This window comes from Paraburkholderia dipogonis, assembly GCF_042680985.1.
GTDB classification, from domain to species: Bacteria; Pseudomonadota; Gammaproteobacteria; order Burkholderiales; family Burkholderiaceae; genus Paraburkholderia; species Paraburkholderia phytofirmans.
In genome coordinates this window covers 1-15880 of sequence record NZ_JBHUFR010000004.1, presented here as the reverse complement: position 1 = coordinate 15880, position 15880 = coordinate 1, and the positions used below count along the sequence as shown (strand labels likewise).

Below are 15880 nucleotides of genomic sequence, written 5' to 3'. Positions count from 1 at the left end.
TCTCATGCAGAAGACGTCCAGACCGCTACTGGCCTGAGCGATTAAACCCAGCGTATGACTAGTTACATCCAGTGGAAGAAAAGTAGAATCATTCACATAACATTGTAGTCCTAAATAACGAGATAAACGGAGACATCATGAAGGTTTTTTCGAAAGGGGTATTGCCTCTGGTGGCACTCGGTCTGACCGCAGTGGCACACGCGCAGAGTTCAGTAACGCTGTACGGAGTGATAGACGAATCTGTGCAGTACGTTCACAACGTTGCTCAACCCGATGGCAAGAACGGAAACAAGATCGGATTATATGCGGGCAATATCCAGGGCAACCGGTTCGGGCTGCGCGGCGTCGAAGATTTGGGTGGTGGCCTTCAGGCGTTGTTCCAGCTCGAGAACGGGTTTAACGTGAACAACGGCACGCTCGGCCAGGGTGGTCGGCTGTTTGGACGACAGGCGTGGGTGGGTCTGAAGTCCGAGCGGTTTGGCAAGGTGTCGCTTGGCAGGCAGTACGACCCAGTGGTCGATCTCGTCCAGCCATTGACCGGTGTTGGGACATGGGGTAGCCCCTTTGCGGCCCCGGGGGACGTGGACAATAACGACAATGGGTCGCGGATTAACAACTCGGTCAAGTATACGTCACCCAATATCGGCGGCTTCTCGTTCGAAACGATGTACGCATTCGGTGGCATTGCCGGGCAGACGGGGTCCGCTCAGACTTGGGGCGCCGCTGGGCAATACTCCGTTGGTGGACTCTCGGTGGCCGCGGGTTACCTGAAAGCGTTTAACGCTGCGTCGAACACTGCCCGTGCATCGTCAAGCACGCCGTGGAGCGGGACGACGGATGGCAACTTCGGTGCGCCAGTCACCAGTGGGCTGAAGACCGCTAGCAACTACGGCATTCTCTCGACCGCGCTCAGCTACAAATTTGGCGGCGCTACGGTCGGGGCGCGATACAGCAATGCGCAGTATGTTCCTGATGCAGCTTCCGCTTTCCGATCGACCGAAATATTCAACACTGCCGTGGGCTACCTTGGCTACCAGGTTACGCCGACTATGCTACTCGGCGCTCAGTATAACTACACGCACGCGTCCGGTCAGGCGCGTGCAAACTATCAGCAGATTTCGCTTGGCGGAGACTACTATCTTTCGAAAAGGACCGATCTGTATTTGGTGGGAGTCTTTCAGCACATGAACGGCGATCAGGTTGGCGTGATTCCGGGTTCCGCGACAGCCGCCGACTATGGCTATGCGTCGGCGCCTGGAACAGGCTCCCAGGAGATTGTTAGCATCGGCATTCGACACAAGTTTTAAGCGCTGGCTTCTCAGTCGAGACTCGCCCGTATAACATCAAGGGAGAGTCTCGCAGCTACGGTCCAGTTCGGATCTATGTCACCCGCTACGTGGCATAACAATGCCGCTCGTCGACAGATCGCGCAGGGCAGTACCGTGACTCGCAGACCCTAACGTCTGCGAGTCACGTTTTTTACTGTGTCGCAAGAATAATCACTTAGCGGAAGTTGATCATGACCTTTCTCTATGGATCCGATCCGGTTCGCGGGGCAAAATGGGCGGAGCATCGTTGCCTGCAAGGTGCACGATATGCCATTCCATATCTGGGTGGAAGATCCCCGCGAGTTTAGCTCCTCACGCACCCGCAGGAACAGGTCCCCACAACAACTCGCCAGCGTTGATTGTTATCCCGATGATGACGAATTAGGTGCGTTCTTAGCGGGGTCGACATTTCGCGTTGGCCAATGCCTCGTATTGGCGCGCCGAGTTCATTGGAGAGTAACCTATGGAATGTGCAGGAAGGCCGCTACGAGCGATGGTTCAGCACTGGCTAGCCCCCAATGCGGCGAGTGGTTTTAAGGTTAGCCATTTCGGACGCGCCTGTGGCGACCGTTACGTGTGCATAGTCGCACACAACGGGAGATGGCCGTTAGCAATGTATTTCTATCGCCATCGGGATCGTGCTTGGTACATCTTTCCACAAGGTCCTGCCAGACCGGCCATGCGATCTGGAGAATGGTGCTGACTTTGAGGCGCTTTTCGAACCGCTTCCCGAGGACGTGGCTGCACGCATTGAAGCGGTCGCGATCGACATGACCGCAGCCTATCAACAGGAGAGGTTAAGGCGCGGGGCCGGCAGGCCGAGGTCATCTATGACGTGTTCCATGTGGTACCCGATCGCCTTACTGCCCCGTATGACTTTCTGTGCCCTCACTCCTTGATCTCGGGCGTGCTCGGAAGACCGACCGTGCCCCAGTCTTCCAACCCCTGCCGCAGTCGCGCTTTGGTCTACGTGGTTTTCTGCAGATCATCGATAACGAGGCTCGTAGCGATGCCCCGCACTAGCGAAAAGGAACGGAACTTAAAACATCTGTTAGAACCCGGTTCAAACAGGTGCCAGTCGAGATGCACACAACCCCTCAATTTATTTAACATGGCATTACGCGTCAGAAAAGCTCCACCGATGCCGACAGGTAACCTCTCCGCTGCGACTTTAACCGACCTGTCACTTCGAAACTATCTAAGTCTCAACGCGCTGAGTTCGGGGCACGGCGTCGGAATGCATCTAGGGACTATCGTTCGAACAATGTTCGCCTCCTTTTACTTGTTTGACGCCGGCTTTGGCGTCGGGCATCCGTCGATATACGCCGAAGCTGACATGTAGCTCGGCGAGCTTGCAAACTCGCAAAACCTCGAATCCGGCTACAGACTCGGACCGCATGCAGTTCAAGCTACGGCGCGACTACTCGAACTCTACGATAGTCAGCTTCAGACCGCGCCAATTGATAAACTGATTGAGGCCCACCAACGGGCACAAGACAATTTTCAGGCACCTCCTGAACGACGATCGTCTATTCCAGCACTCATTCAAAGATGCCAGGCGCCTGTTGGGACTGAGCGGTGGGCGGCCGTGGTGCTTCGATCAAATCGGATCCGTATTGGCAGTTTACTGACCACCGGCACCTAGCGCTTATTGGGGCGCCGTCAAGATTCGGACTTTTACGTACTTTAGCCAGATCCAAGGTGTTGCAGTTCAAACTTGAGGCCGCCGTCCGGACGAAATCCCTCCTGGGTCGTTCTCGCGATACTTGCGTCAAATCGCGAGCCTATGCCGCCAAGCGCCACTGTCGCGCGCTTCGCACATTCGAGCAAATTGATCAGTGCAGCCGTGAGTGTCGACGCCATGTCAAACCTCGCTTTCGGTCCCGACAGCGCAAGCGCTCCCACCAGTTCGCCAGTTGCGCCGAACACCGGCACAGATACCGAAGCGGTTTCAGGATCGCGCTCGCCGTGCGAGACTGCCCACAACTGTTCGCGCACCTCAAGCCAGCGTGGATCCTGCGATTCCGTAAACGCCAGCAGCACCTTGCCTGACGCTCCTTTGTCGATTGGAAACTCTTCGCCGATGCGGATTGATACTCGTACGGCGCGGGCGGGTTCAACGCGAAAGAGCACCAGCCGATGGTCGCCCTGCCGCACATACAACGACGCAGTTTCCCCAAGATCGCGACTCAATTGCTGCAGGATCGGCTCGATTACCGGACCCACCTGAAATGATCGCTGGTAGAGCGCAGCGAGGCGCAGGGGCTGAGGTCCGATTGCGTACTGTCCGTCCTCCAGCTTACGTATGAAGCCACCGTGCTCAAGGGCGGCAAGCAGGCGCAAGACGGTGCTCTTGTACAGGCCAGTACGGCGTGAAAGCTCGGTAAGCGTCAGGCGATCATCGCCCGGACCGAACGCGCCAAGGATCGCGAACGCGCGGTCCAGAACTGCGACACCGCTTGAACTTTCTGCACCGGCGCCAGATCCGGCGGCAAGGGGATCTGCAGTCTGTGGGGCCACGGCAATCTTCCTTTGATGATGTTTAACCGATTATATAGTTCTATTTGATAGAACTCAAGTTCTGAATTTCGGGTTTACTCTCCTTTGCGCAAACGAAGTTCACTCCTATAGTTCTATCCCATAGATCTTCGTTCTCTCTGATAGAACTTTCAAGGAGCATTACTTGAACAAAGCCCCGGTTTCCCAAGTACTGGTCAGCGAAGTAGGCCCACGCGATGGCCTGCAGAGCATCAAGAGCGTCATGCCTACGGCGGCCAAGCTCCGCTGGATTTCCGCGCTGGCCGCGGCGGGGCTGAAGGAGATCGAGGTTGGCTCTTTTGTGCCTGCAAAATTGCTTCCCCAGATGGCCGACATCCGTGAAGTTGTCGCTCATGCGCTGACGATCCCCGGCCTCCACGTTGCAGTGCTCGCGCCGAACCTGCGCGGATCGCAAAGCGCATTTGAAGCGGGCGTACACAAGCTCACATTGCCGGTATCGGTGACCAACGAGCACTCGATGGCGAATATCCGCAAGACGACCGCGCAGATGATTGAGGAAGTGCGCGAGATTGTCACCCTGCGCAACGCACAGTTCCCCGGCGTACAGATTGAAGCGGGTGTATCCGTTGCGTTCGGTTGCACGATCGCGGGGACGGTGAGCGACGACCAGACGATCCGGATGTGCCTCGCGATGGCTGAGTGCGGCGTTGACGAAGTCGGTCTGTCCGATACCAGTGGTTATGCGAATCCGACGCAGGTTCGGCGCCTCTTCCGTCGTTTGCAGACCGAACTCGGTGGCAAGGCAGGTGGCGCGCACTTTCACAACACGCGCGGTCAAGGACTGGCCAACGTCCTCGCCGCTCTCGATGCAGGCGTCACAACAATCGACGCAAGCCAGGCGGGTCTCGGCGGTTGCCCGTACGCACCGGGCGCGACCGGCAACATCGTGACCGAAGATCTCGCGTTTCTGCTCGAAGCCATGGGTTACGACACGGGCATCGATATTGACGCCCTTATCGCTGCTCGCGCGATTCTCGCTGAAGCACTACCAGAAGAAGCGCTTTACGGGCATGTGCAGGACGCCGGACTGCCCAAAGGATTCGGCTACGCAGATGGGCGCGCACCGAGCGCGTCACAACCGGAAGGATGTCTGTTGGGAGTTGCGCAATGAGTGAGATCCAGTCGAATCAATCCCTGCCATACAGCGGCGTGCGTGTGATCGAGATGACGCACATGGTGATGGGGCCGACCTGCGGCATGGTGCTGGCAGACCTGGGTGCTGAAGTCATCAAGGTCGAGCCGATTTCAGGCGATAGCACGCGCGCCCTGCGTGGATCGGGTGCGGGATTTTTCGGCACGTTCAACCGGAACAAGAAAAGCATCGCCGTTGACCTGAAAGACCCTCGCGGAGTGGAGATTGTCCACAAGCTGCTTGCGGGCGCTGACATTTTCAGCGAGAACTTCAAGAGCGGCACGATGAATAAACTAGGACTGGGGTACGCCTCGCTGTCCGAGGTCAATCCCCGTCTGATCTACGTCTCCCACAAGGGCTTTCTCCCCGGCCCTTACGATCATCGGACCGCGCTGGATGAAGTGGTGCAGATGATGGGCGGCCTTGCCTACATGACCGGGCCCGAAGGACGGCCGCTGCGTGCCGGCACCAGTGTCAACGACATCATGGGTGGCATGTTCGGTGCCATCGGTGCGATGGCTGCTCTCGCCCAGCGCGAACGCACTGGCAGGGGTCAGGAAGTCCAGAGTGCGCTGTTCGAAAACAACGTGTTCCTCGTTTCACAGCACATGATGCAGTACGCCGTGACGGGCACGGCTGTGGCGCCGATGCCAAGTCGCATATCCGCATGGGCCGTGTATGACGTCTTCGCAGTCAAGAACGGCGAGCAGATTTTCCTGGCGGTCGTGTCAGACACGCAATGGGCCCTGTTCTGTGACGCGTTCGGTCTTGACGAACTGAAGGCAGATGAGCGGATCGCTACCAACAATCAACGTGTCCAGGCCCGCGACTGGTTGCTACCGCAAGTTCGCCAGTACATGGAAGCGTTCACTGCGGCGGAAATCAGCGCGATCTTCGAACGCATCGGCTTGCCGTATGCGCCAATTACCAGGCCGCAGGACCTCTTCGACGATCCGCATCTGCTGGCTACCGGCGGCCTAGCCGATGTGACGTTGCCGCCCGATGCCAGCGGCGCGGGTAAGCCGGTCTCCACCCGAACCGCACTGCTGCCGCTGACGCTTGACGGTCAGCGCTTGCGCCTCCGTGCGGCCCCGCCCGCACTCGGACAGGACACGCAGGCGTTGTTGTCGCAGCTTGGATATACCGATGACGAACTCAGACAGTTGATCGATGCCGGAGTCGTCCGATGCGAGGACCGGCAGTCGGGTGGCCAGTCGAGTCCTTCGGACAATGAGCTTGCCAGCGCCTGACGCCGGAAAGCGCCTCAAAAGAATGCTGCGCAGCAGCCGACCGCAATGCAGCCGGATTCGCCGGCGAATTGTCTGGAGACGACAATGACATCCATTTCCTCGGGTATGACGGCTGATATTCCGGCCACCCTCGAACAGCAGGCAGTCAGAAAGGCAGCGTGGCGCTTCATTCCACTTCTCGCGCTCGCATACTTCTTCAACTATCTGGACCGCACCAGCGTCGGTTTCGCGGCGCTGACAATGAACCACGCCCTCGGACTGAGTGCGACCCAGTTCGGCTGGGGAGCAGGGATCATGTTCGCGGGCTATTGCGTTTGTGAAGTGCCCAGCAATCTGGCACTGTACCGCTTCGGCGCCAGGCGCTGGCTTGCCCGCATCATGATTACCTGGGGGTTGATGGCCGCAGCCACGGCGCTCGCCACGGGGCCGACCAGCTTCTACGTCATCCGGCTGCTGCTCGGGATCGGCGAAGCCGGCTTCTTCCCCGGTGTCATTTTTTTCCTTGCTGTCTGGTTCCCCGCCTCCTACCGGACACGTGTGCTCGCATGGTTCACCGTTTCGACTCCGCTGTCTTCACTGGTGGGCGGCCCGTTGTCGTCGGGCCTGCTTCACATGGATGGCGTACTCGGCCTTGCGGGCTGGAAATGGATGTTCATTGTCGAAGGCCTTCCTGCATGCGTGCTCGGATACCTTGTGCTGAAATTGCTTGCGGACAAGCCCGCCGATGCCAAATGGCTGTCGCATGACGAGCGGGTTGCCCTGCAAAGCGCATTTGACCGCGAGGGTTCATCGAGCCAGAAGAAGAAAGATTTCCGCTCCGCGCTCAAGGACGTGCGTGTCTACATCCTCGCCATGATCTCATTCGGATTTACGATGGGCTCTTACGGCATCGGCATCTGGTTGCCCCAGATGCTTAAAGCCCACGGGATGAGCGTGACGCAGACAGGCTGGGTTTCTGCAGTGCCGTACTTTTTCGCGACCATCGCATTGCTGTGGTGGGCGAAACGTGTCGACCGTCGAGGCGGACATATTGCAAACCTCGCCGCGGGCTTTCTGATTGGCGCGGTCGCACTGGGTGTCTCGACGTACTTCCATGCACTGCTGCCCGCAATGGTCGGCATCACGCTGGCTCTGATCGGCACGATTGCAGGACGCACGATTTTCTATACGCTGCCCGCCCGATTCCTGTCCGGCCAGGCGGCCGCTGGCGGACTGGCATTGATTAATTCGATTGGTGCGCTTGGCGGCTTTGCCGGCCCCTATCTCGTTGGCTATCTGAAGGACACCTTCGGCACGTTCGCTGCCGGGATGTTCGGTCTCGCCGTTGTGCTCGGCATTACGACGTTATTGACGCTCTCCCTTTATGTTTTCAATCGGGGAGAGAAATGAGCGGAGTGGCCTATTCGCCGATGCGCCGCCAGCTTCTTCGGGGCGTCGCAGCGTCAATCGCCGTTCCTGCTATCGCCACCACGCAAGCCTTCGCCAAGGAAGAGACTCGTCCCATGAATCCGACCAGCAACTACTTGCCCGTTCGATCCGAATGGCTTGCCTCAGGGACCGAAGCAGCGCTTGAACCAGAAATGCCGATCATTGATGCGCATCATCACTTCTACGATCGTCCAGGCTGGACCTATCTGCTCGACGAATATCTTGGCGACGCACAGTCGGGGCATAACATCATGGCGTCGGTGTACATGCAGGCGCTCACCCGTTACAGGAAGTCAGGCTCTGAGAAACTGCGGCCGGTCGGTGAGATTGAGTACGTGACAGGCGTAACCGCGCCGACGCAGCGCGAAAAGCCACAAGTCGCGAAAGGCATCGTCGGTTACGCAGACCTTCGTGGTGGCGTAGCGGTGCGAGACGTCCTCGAAGCGCATCTCGCGGCCGGACAGGGCCGGTTTCGCGGTGTTCGGCATCTTGTGACCTGGGACGCCGACCTGACGCTGGTGAATCCCGTTTCGGCGGCACCGCGGGGATTGCTGCTTGATCGGGACTACCGCGCGGGCGTAGCGCAGTTGGGACCATTGGGTCTGTCTTATGATGCGTGGCTTTTCTTCCCGCAACTTCCCGAGTTATTCGAACTGGCGAAGTCATGCCCCGACACACCCGTCATCATCAATCACTGCGGTGGCGTCGTGCGTGTCGCCAGCTATGCGGACAGGCGCAAGGAGGTATTCGACAGATGGTCCCGCTCCATGCGCGAGCTGGCGCAACTGCCCAATGTCCATGTGAAGGTTGGCGGGCTCGGGATGCGAATCAACGGTTTCGAATTCGAAAAGGGTGAGTTGCCGCCGTCGTCAGTGCAACTCGCCGAAGCATGGAAGCCGTGGATGCACACCTGCATCGAAACGTTCGGCCCCGGGCGTTGCATGTTCGAGAGCAATTTCCCGGTGGACAAGGGCTCGTACCCCTACAGCAACGGCTGGAATGCGTTCAAGCGACTAACGGCGCAGGCGAGCGCGGATGAGCGTGAAGCCCTGTTTCAAGGCACGGTACGTAAGGTGTATCGCCTTGGTTGATTGTTCAAGTGATTGGCTGCGGGACGTTTATGCCTTGTCCTACGCGTCTGACGCGTATTTCGGCGAAGCCGAACAGGGTTTTCGGCTGAAGCGGAACAAGGTTTTTGCTGGATGACGAACACGCATTTCGGTTGAAGTCGAACGAGAACGCTGGTGTTCCGAAACGGCTGTTGGGTTTGCCGAAATTCCTGTTCGGATTCCCGAAACCAGTGTTCGACTAAGCTAAGCGGATCGTCTGTTTCAGGTTGGCGGTGCTGCGTATGGATCAATCCGTCGGCATTAAGGCAGCTTGTTGCTGCCGACACCAGAATGAACCGGTTTCCGACGCGTCCATGATCCGGTTGGCCACGGTCGTAAATGCCGGCCATTCCAAGAATGGGGTCAACATCCGAACGGTTCATGTGAATCTCGGCATCTGGATCAAAACGGAGTCAGCGACAATAAAGGAACCTCCCGCGTCCATGCTTTTCATGTCGTTGCGTGATCAACGGTTGATAGCGGAACGAGTTGGCGTCCCAATTCCTTTGCAAGGCGCTTTAGCGCGCGTTCCTTGCTCTTGTGTACCTGCTCCTCATAGCGCGCGAGTCCCTGCTCGACATAGTCATCTCCCTTGACCATCACTCGCCAGAACCAGCCAGCCAGTTTGCGGGCCAGCGCCTTGGTCGCGATGAGACCGCCGCGACGCGCGGCGAGGCGCCGGTAAAATCCTCCGAGCGCGATGTCCTCACTGCGCACCAGGCTCTGCGCCATCATGCAAAACAGTTGGCCTGTGCGATTACGCCCACGCCGCACGCCTTTCCTGCGTTTGCCGCTGTCGTGCCTGCCCGGCGCCAGCCCGGCCCAAGCGGTGAAATGTTTCTCGGTGGGCCAGATGCTCAGGTCGGTGCCGACTTCGCCCATCAGTTGCAGTACGCCGTACTCTGACAGCGCGGACAGCCTGGTCAGATCGCGTCCGCCGCACATCTGGGCGAGTATTTCCCGCAGCCTGGTGATGTGCGGTGCGCATTCGCAAGGGCCAGTTCGATCTCGTAGAACAAAGTAATTTCGTCACCAAAAACGAAGTAAATGTGTCAACACCCGTTTCTGCGTACTTTCACAGGACAGTTCCGGTGCAACGATCGGTGGGGCTTTTGCCTCATGAAGCGCCCGCCCCTGCCGCTCAAGGCTGCGATTTATACGTCGCAATCTTCACCGCCAAGGCAAAAGCTGCCTGCCATGCGATTGTGGAAATGCCGTACGATGGCAATCCGATGTTCCTTGCGCATCGCTGGCTTTGTTGCAAAAACCGGAGGAGACCGGGTCGCATCAAGCGCGCCGCATTGCGCACAACGATACGGTGAGCCCACAAGACTCGCGTTCAAAATGTAGGGCGTCTCCTGCCCGCAATGCTGGCATCGCGTCTCGAGCTTCTGTCGGTGCGCGGGGCATCGGTTCTCACTGAACATCTGGTACGTCACGCTGTGATAACCAAGCGCTGCACATTGCCTGCAATACCTGAAGTCAGGATGATGTCTTCCCCGCTGGCCGGCATCAAGCAGTGACGCGCGCAACACCTTGCCGGGCAGTAGCAGCATGCACCTCAAATGCTTCAGATCAACGGCGTCACGTATCGGCTCAACGCCTTCGTACGGGTCGATGTCGGCGCCCATCAGCCGCACCAGTGCGTGCCCGGGAAGTCCGTTCGCACGCGCGAACTTCCACAGGATCGATACCATCGATTCGCCCGGCAACAGCCACCTTGCATCGAATATGAAGCCCAGTGCCGGGGTCAGTCGCCGCTCGTCGAGGCTGAGTATCGGGAAGCGCGGCGCGATTAGCGCAGGCGCGTCCTTACGCGTGGACGAGCACACGACCGGTTGCGTGGCGCGACTGGACATACCCGGAGCGGCGCACAGCGTGGGCCCATAACGATGGGTCCGGACAGTATCCCGGAGCATCCCTGAGTTCGCTATCCTTTAGTACGATCTCGACGGCCCGCGCGAAGGATGCCATCGGTATCTCGAGCCGGCCAGGCAGGGTCGACTTGTGATGTGCAGCCCCGAAGGCATCCCACAGTACGGCCGCATCGCTGACAAGTCGATAGCCCGCATCGAACGCCTGTGGTACGTAGAACCTCGTGAAGCTCCATTGCGTGCCCTCGGGATAGGCGGTCTGGTCGTATCCGTTCAGACACGTGGCGACATCTTCCGCGTCGCGAATTCCGTGGAACGCAAGTTCTTCGACCATCAGGCGCGCGACGATCTGCGTTTTGCCAGCGATCTGCAGCGCACTCTTCTGGGCAAGAAGCTCCTGTTGACCCACGAGGAAGGTGAACAGCTTGATCTGCTGACGGTCGAGGGCATCGTGTACATCCCTTAGCCACTCGTATTCGTTTTCGTTGTAGCGCTGGGCTTCATCGCAAAAGAGCAAAACCGTCCCACTGCCAGCCCGCGCAGCCGCTTCCCGGATCCGCAACGAAAGCCGCATACGTTTCGCGGGGTTGGTGCCCGAATTCGGATCGTGATCGCTGACAGCTTCAAGCAGGTTTGAGAAGAACGGCCCTTCTGCGTGCCGCGGCTTGTGCTCGCACCGGGCGTGGTAGCTTGTCACCTTCGGATGTTCTCTGGCAAGCAGCAGGCGCACGTATTCTATCGAACGCGTCTTGCCGATCCTCGGAGCGCCGTAGATGAGCGCCCCCGTCACACGGTAGCGAAGACAGCTCACGACGAGCTCATCGAACGATTCGATAGCCGGTGTGGCGATCCGGTAGTTTCCGGTGACGAGCGGGTGCAGCGACGGATCGACCGGACGCTGGATGTGAAGCGACATGCCTTCCTCCTGTGACCAATACCTTTGGGTACCACCTGTAGAACCACGTGTCAGAAGACCTGTCCCGTCCCGATACCAAGCCTGCGCGGACGAACCGGTTTGTCGGGTGCCGTACCGGCGACCTCGCCGGTCGCCTCTGCTACCTTCGCTGCCGCCGTCACTGGACTTGCATCTGGTCCCAGCGGGCCTGTCGGTGTTTTGGCCGTTGGTGCATTTGCCAGGAGGCGCAATGTGCGCGCTGCATCGGAGGCCGCCCTGCGTGACCTGTTAGCTGCTGCGACCTTGGTCTGCACGTAGGCGTCGATCGGATTTTCAGCTGCCATATGTCCTGAGCTCCTGCTGTTTTTCCCTTTCAGGATTTCCCGGCGCAATGTCAGATTGTGCGGCAGCACGCGCCAGGCGCCTTGTGCGTCAAGGACGCCGAGCTCACTGCCATCGGCGAGGAAAGCACGCACGCAGCGAAGATCGTCGGCGTTGATGTAGACGCGAAGCGCCTGGCCAATTAGCTGGGCGCTGCTGGCAAGGACCATGTTGGTGTAGCGTACGCCGAACAGGTTGATGTGAGGACGGACGCCGAGCGCAAGGTAGCCGCGCACACGACAGTGCCGCGCCGACTGCATCAGGCATAACGTAAGCCGGCGCACTTCCGGCAACCACGCCAGCAGCTGCCCTCTTCCACGAACAAAGAACTCCATCGCTTCGAGCGGCGTCACACCATTCAGCCCGCCGTGAGGCGTCCCGTGATAACTTGCAATCGCATTAGCGATCAGTTCGTCCAGCTCATCGAGCGAAACATAGAGGCGGAGATTACCTTTCGGGTCGGCCAGCGCGCGGCGCAGATCGCGAGGATGAGAGCCCGTGTAGCCCGGCAGGCGTGAGGACAGCCTGCTGGCGATTGTGCCAAAGAAGCCCTCAATATACGGGCGCTCGTCCGGACTGTGCTTCGGCCCTGCACTGACGGCGCAGCCAACGAACTCGCAAAGTGCAACCAGCGTTTCGCCCGCAAGGTTTGCCTTCGCATTGTCGAGTCTGATGCATTCCCAGCTGACGTAGGCAAGTTCGGGCAGGCGCTGTGACGCGAAACCATCGTGCGGCTGGCAGATCAGTCCGGGGATGGTGAAGGCGGGCACTGACCGCGGTTCCAGCGCGTTCTCGATTGTCTTGATCACGTCATAACGACTATATTCCCGCGTCATCGCCAGGTGATAGCCAAGCACGACCCGCGTGCATACGTCGATGATCACCAGCAGCCACACGCGCTCGACCTCAAACTCATGCTCAAAGCCGAGTGGATCGCGGACGACGACCTTGAGCCGTACATCGAGCCGGTGACCATCAAATTCGACCACCTGATACGGCCGTGTCGCCGCGGGAGCGGGTGCATCGTCGGCACGCGGCAGTCCCTTCAGGTGCGAGGCACCGGCAGCAACTGCGACCGTTCCAAAGCCGCGCAGCAGCTCGGCCTATACGCGAGAGGACAGCGACCTGATCGCACGCCCGGCGGTGTTGAACGAATAGTCGGCGACCGTCAGACCCAGTTGGCGGCACTCCTGCAAGAATCCTTGATGCAACGACCTCAATCCGTGCAGCCTGATCCGGAGGCCCTCGTCGGAAGGTATCTGGCTGAGTGTCACGCGGCGCTGTCTGATCTGCAGGATGAGCCAGGCAGCGAGCCTGGGATAGTGATCGAGCAGCAAGGAAAGCGCACCGACGGCACCGCCCCGTTCGCTATGCAAGGTGACGGGTAGCAGGCGGGTATATTCCGTCACACGCGCATAAACGACAAGCGCACGAAAGCCGTATATCCGCCCGTCGCCATGCAGCGAAAGTGCCCTGTCGAGAACCCGGTAGAGCTGTCTGCGGTTGACTCCCGTAGCGTTCTCGATACTGGCGAGTGTTTCTCCGCTCGCATAACGTTCAATGGCGTCGATATGTCTCCGGACGCGACCGCGCGCGGTAGCGTCGAGTTCTGTCCAGGTCAGTGTCGGCCATGAGGCGAGATCGAGTGCCTGGAAATCGGGTTTGCGGCGGCTCATGGTATGGCTCGGATCGCAACGAAACGTGTCATATACGACAGGCTTTCGGTGTGTAACTCCAGCGCCTGGATTCGGCCGCGGTGTAACAGTTCGAAGACGGCTGCGCGGACGAGCACGGGGTCGCCCGTCGAAAACTCACGCTCGATCGCCATCAGCGATTGAGGTGACGCGACAAAGCGTTCGATCGAAGCGGCCAGCGAAGGCTCGACGAGGCCCCGAGCGGCGACAAGCACGGGCAGGATGCGCTGCCAGGCTCCGGTCCAGACGCGCGCAGCTGCTCTTTCGGCTGCATCGATGTACCGCACCGCGAAGGCTTCCGGGTCGAAGTCAATACGGCTTCGCGGGCGATTGCTCGTAGTTGTCGATTCCGATAGTAATACCAGGTATTTATGGTCATCAGACCTTGCCCAGAAATCGACGACGCGACGTTGTCCATCAACTACCATGAAGCCTGGCCGTTCACAGAATGTCCTTGAAGCAGGATCCGCTTCCAGCATCAGCCAGGTTTCGAAGGCGCTGCGCCTGTATAGCGTCAGGCGTCGCCCGAGCTTTGGACTGAAGGCGTCATACCGGTGCGCGCCGCGAGGACGCGGAAGCATGAGCGGCTCGAAGCTTCGCAAAACGGCGACCATGTGTTCGACCTGCCTGAGGAAGTTATGGTCTAGGACGAACGGGAAGTGACGAATTTAATGCGCACTGAGGCGAAGTGACGATTTTACTTCGCTGGCCAACGAAGTAATTTCGTCAACTCGGAGGCCCCAGCCCTGTCCTGGCGGGTATTGGCCGGTGACGACATTACTTCGCTGTACGCTTGCCGACGGCTCCGCACACCAGCAAAACACGGCGGCAGGCGGCGCACTCCGCACATGAGCAGGCGCGCCGCGACGCGATGTGGGCCACCAGTCATGGCTCGCGCCTGTCCTGGTCCGACGCAAAAAGCTGGCACGTGATCGATGCAATCTCGCCCGTTGATTTCGATGTGCGCCACCGCCGATTGCTCGGGTGGCAAGACGGGCGTCCGTGGTACTGGCTCTATCGAACGGCGGATGGCCATTTCGTTGCCAGATGGGATCACGCGCCGTTGCAGGTGCTCGCAGCGACGCCCGGCGAGGTGCTTGCCGCTCTACGGCGCTGTGCGTTGGAGTATCAGAAGATTTGTAAGGTCGCTTTACCGTTCGCGCCTTCGTTTTCGACCGCAGCACCCGCGCCGATCGAGACCCGTCCGGCGCTGCACTATCGATTTTCCGTGGGTGCTGCTCGGTGCCACGACGGATTCTGGCGAGACGCGCGAATACTTGCTGAAGAAGCCCGCAAATATCGAAGCACTTGCGTTTTTTCCGCAACGCGTCGGAGCAAACAGACCATCGACGGTACGGTGACGAGTATTAACAACTTTAGTTGCGTGAGCGAGCGCGCGCTTCGTTGCAAAATGTGTTGCCGGATGCGTCTATTAAGATAACTCTTCTTATCTTAAGGCACTGGTTTCTGTACTAAACTCCGGGGTATGAAAACGCGCCTCACCCTCCCCTCCGCGCCCGCTAATGACACCGCCTCCGGTTTTCCCGATGCCGACGAGCTTGCCGTGCTGCGCGCGTGGTACGCCGGCGTGTCCGTGCGGCAGGCCGTGGCACGTTACCTGCCCGCTGCGCTGGGCGATGGAAGGTCGGCACGCGGCGTACTGGGCCGCATCCGTAAGAAGCTGCGGGATCTCTCGCGCGCGGCCCATCGCGACGATCTCGTCGCACTCCTCACTCATCGGGCAGTAGGGCGTGAGCAGCACGCAAAAGGCGTTGCGCAGGCGATCGACGCGCTGCGCAACGCGCGCCCGCCCGCACCGCAGATCGCTGACGACATCGCCCAGTGGTTCAACCCGCGCGTGGTGCGCGTGCTGCACGCGTACGGCATCCGGACGCTCGCCGATCTGACCGTGCGCATCCCGCGCCGGCGCCAGTGGTGGAAGGCCGTGCCCGGGCTCGGCGTGGCGAGCGCCCGCGCCATCGAGACATTCTTTGCCGCGTGGCCCGCCCTTACGGACAAGGCGCGTGCGCTCGTGGTCGCCAGCCACCCCCGCGACATCGTGCCGTGGGAAACACTCAGACTGCCGCATGAGGTCGACGGCTCCGCCGGCACGTTCCGCGCGCCGCCGGCCACCTGTACCCTCGATGCGTCCAACGACTATGAAGCCGTGCAGGCGTTACGCGCAAGAGAAAGAAAATGGACATCAGCCGGAGCCTTGAAAATACTGGGA

At 59.5% G+C, this 15880-nt stretch carries 14 protein-coding genes and 1 pseudogene; 8 read left to right on the top strand and 7 right to left on the bottom strand.

What is annotated here, in order from left to right; genetic code table 11:
• Positions 1-137: 137 nt before the first annotated feature.
• Both ACFSNN_RS03545 and ACFSNN_RS03540 read left to right on the top strand, forming a co-directional pair.
• Positions 138-1307, top strand: coding sequence for a porin (locus ACFSNN_RS03545; RefSeq protein WP_134466109.1), 1170 nt, complete (start codon positions 138-140; stop codon positions 1305-1307).
• 731 nt (positions 1308-2038) lie between these two features.
• A pseudogene (locus ACFSNN_RS03540) lies at positions 2039-2178 on the top strand (transposase); the annotation flags it as partial.
• A gap of 836 nt (positions 2179-3014) precedes the next feature.
• On the opposite strand, the gene ACFSNN_RS03535 reads toward ACFSNN_RS03540, so the two are convergent.
• Positions 3015-3848, bottom strand: coding sequence for an IclR family transcriptional regulator (locus ACFSNN_RS03535; protein ID WP_134466111.1), 834 nt, complete (start codon positions 3846-3848; stop codon positions 3015-3017).
• Between the two features lie 163 nt (positions 3849-4011).
• Here ACFSNN_RS03535 and ACFSNN_RS03530 point away from each other — a divergent pair, with 163 nt between their 5' ends.
• The 4 genes from ACFSNN_RS03530 (at position 4012) to ACFSNN_RS03515 (ending at position 8788) form a co-directional block, all read left to right on the top strand.
• Complete coding sequence (locus ACFSNN_RS03530; RefSeq protein WP_134466112.1) at positions 4012-4998, top strand: hydroxymethylglutaryl-CoA lyase; 987 nt, start codon at positions 4012-4014, stop codon at positions 4996-4998.
• Positions 4995-6269 (top strand): CaiB/BaiF CoA transferase family protein, encoded by a 1275-nt coding sequence (locus tag ACFSNN_RS03525; protein ID WP_134466113.1) that lies wholly within the window; start codon positions 4995-4997, stop codon positions 6267-6269. The genes ACFSNN_RS03530 and ACFSNN_RS03525 overlap by 4 nt, the downstream gene beginning before the upstream one ends.
• Positions 6270-6353: 84 nt before the next feature.
• Positions 6354-7658: an MFS transporter gene (locus ACFSNN_RS03520; RefSeq protein ID WP_134466114.1), complete on the top strand. Its 1305-nt coding sequence runs from the start codon at positions 6354-6356 to the stop codon at positions 7656-7658.
• Positions 7655-8788 carry an amidohydrolase family protein gene (locus ACFSNN_RS03515; protein ID WP_134466115.1) on the top strand — a complete coding sequence of 378 codons (1134 nt, stop codon included), beginning with the start codon at positions 7655-7657 and terminating at the stop codon, positions 8786-8788. The genes ACFSNN_RS03520 and ACFSNN_RS03515 overlap by 4 nt, the downstream gene beginning before the upstream one ends.
• A 468-nt stretch (positions 8789-9256) precedes the next feature.
• Here ACFSNN_RS03515 and ACFSNN_RS03510 read toward each other — a convergent pair whose 3' ends face one another.
• The 6 genes from ACFSNN_RS03510 to ACFSNN_RS03485 all read right to left on the bottom strand — a co-directional run bounded on the left by ACFSNN_RS03510 (position 9257) and on the right by ACFSNN_RS03485 (position 14264).
• Positions 9257-9751, bottom strand: a complete 495-nt coding sequence (locus ACFSNN_RS03510) for a transposase (protein WP_134466116.1) — start codon at positions 9749-9751, stop codon at positions 9257-9259.
• 209 nt (positions 9752-9960) lie between these two features.
• On the bottom strand, positions 9961-10638 hold the full coding sequence (locus tag ACFSNN_RS03505) for a hypothetical protein (protein WP_244323234.1): 678 nt from the start codon (positions 10636-10638) through the stop codon (positions 9961-9963).
• On the bottom strand, positions 10619-11596 hold the full coding sequence (locus ACFSNN_RS03500) for an AAA family ATPase (protein ID WP_134466117.1): 978 nt from the start codon (positions 11594-11596) through the stop codon (positions 10619-10621). Before ACFSNN_RS03500 ends, ACFSNN_RS03505 begins: the two co-directional genes overlap by 20 nt.
• A 50-nt stretch (positions 11597-11646) precedes the next feature.
• Positions 11647-12945, bottom strand: coding sequence for an integrase (locus ACFSNN_RS03495; RefSeq protein ID WP_341868464.1), 1299 nt, complete (start codon positions 12943-12945; stop codon positions 11647-11649).
• Between the two features lie 114 nt (positions 12946-13059).
• Positions 13060-13632 (bottom strand): hypothetical protein, encoded by a 573-nt coding sequence (locus tag ACFSNN_RS03490; RefSeq protein ID WP_341868465.1) that lies wholly within the window; start codon positions 13630-13632, stop codon positions 13060-13062.
• The gene (locus ACFSNN_RS03485; RefSeq protein ID WP_134466118.1) at positions 13629-14264 is read right to left on the bottom strand and encodes a hypothetical protein; all 636 of its coding nucleotides are present in this window, start codon (positions 14262-14264) and stop codon (positions 13629-13631) included. The genes ACFSNN_RS03490 and ACFSNN_RS03485 overlap by 4 nt, the downstream gene beginning before the upstream one ends.
• Positions 14265-14443: 179 nt before the next feature.
• On the opposite strand from ACFSNN_RS03485, the gene ACFSNN_RS03480 reads away from it, so the two are divergent.
• Both ACFSNN_RS03480 and ACFSNN_RS03475 read left to right on the top strand, forming a co-directional pair.
• Positions 14444-15091 (top strand): hypothetical protein, encoded by a 648-nt coding sequence (locus tag ACFSNN_RS03480; RefSeq protein WP_134466119.1) that lies wholly within the window; start codon positions 14444-14446, stop codon positions 15089-15091.
• 45 nt (positions 15092-15136) lie between these two features.
• Positions 15137-15880, top strand: a 744-nt coding sequence (locus tag ACFSNN_RS03475) for a phage integrase family protein (protein ID WP_377779161.1), incomplete at its 3' end; no start/stop codon positions are given.

Bases quoted from the DNA above. Each gene is read 5' to 3' on its own strand.
- ACFSNN_RS03510 (WP_134466116.1), bottom strand. From the start codon at position 9,751: ATGTGCGGCGGACGCGATCTGACCAGGCTGTCCGCGCTGTCAGAGTAC.
- ACFSNN_RS03500 (WP_134466117.1), bottom strand. From the start codon at position 11,596: ATGTCGCTTCACATCCAGCGTCCGGTCGATCCGTCGCTGCACCCGCTC.
- ACFSNN_RS03525 (WP_134466113.1), top strand. From the start codon at position 4,995: ATGAGTGAGATCCAGTCGAATCAATCCCTGCCATACAGCGGCGTGCGT.
- ACFSNN_RS03485 (WP_134466118.1), bottom strand. From the start codon at position 14,264: ATGGTCGCCGTTTTGCGAAGCTTCGAGCCGCTCATGCTTCCGCGTCCT.
- ACFSNN_RS03520 (WP_134466114.1), top strand. From the start codon at position 6,354: ATGACATCCATTTCCTCGGGTATGACGGCTGATATTCCGGCCACCCTC.
- ACFSNN_RS03490 (WP_341868465.1), bottom strand. From the start codon at position 13,632: ATGAGCCGCCGCAAACCCGATTTCCAGGCACTCGATCTCGCCTCATGG.
- ACFSNN_RS03545 (WP_134466109.1), top strand. From the start codon at position 138: ATGAAGGTTTTTTCGAAAGGGGTATTGCCTCTGGTGGCACTCGGTCTG.
- ACFSNN_RS03515 (WP_134466115.1), top strand. From the start codon at position 7,655: ATGAGCGGAGTGGCCTATTCGCCGATGCGCCGCCAGCTTCTTCGGGGC.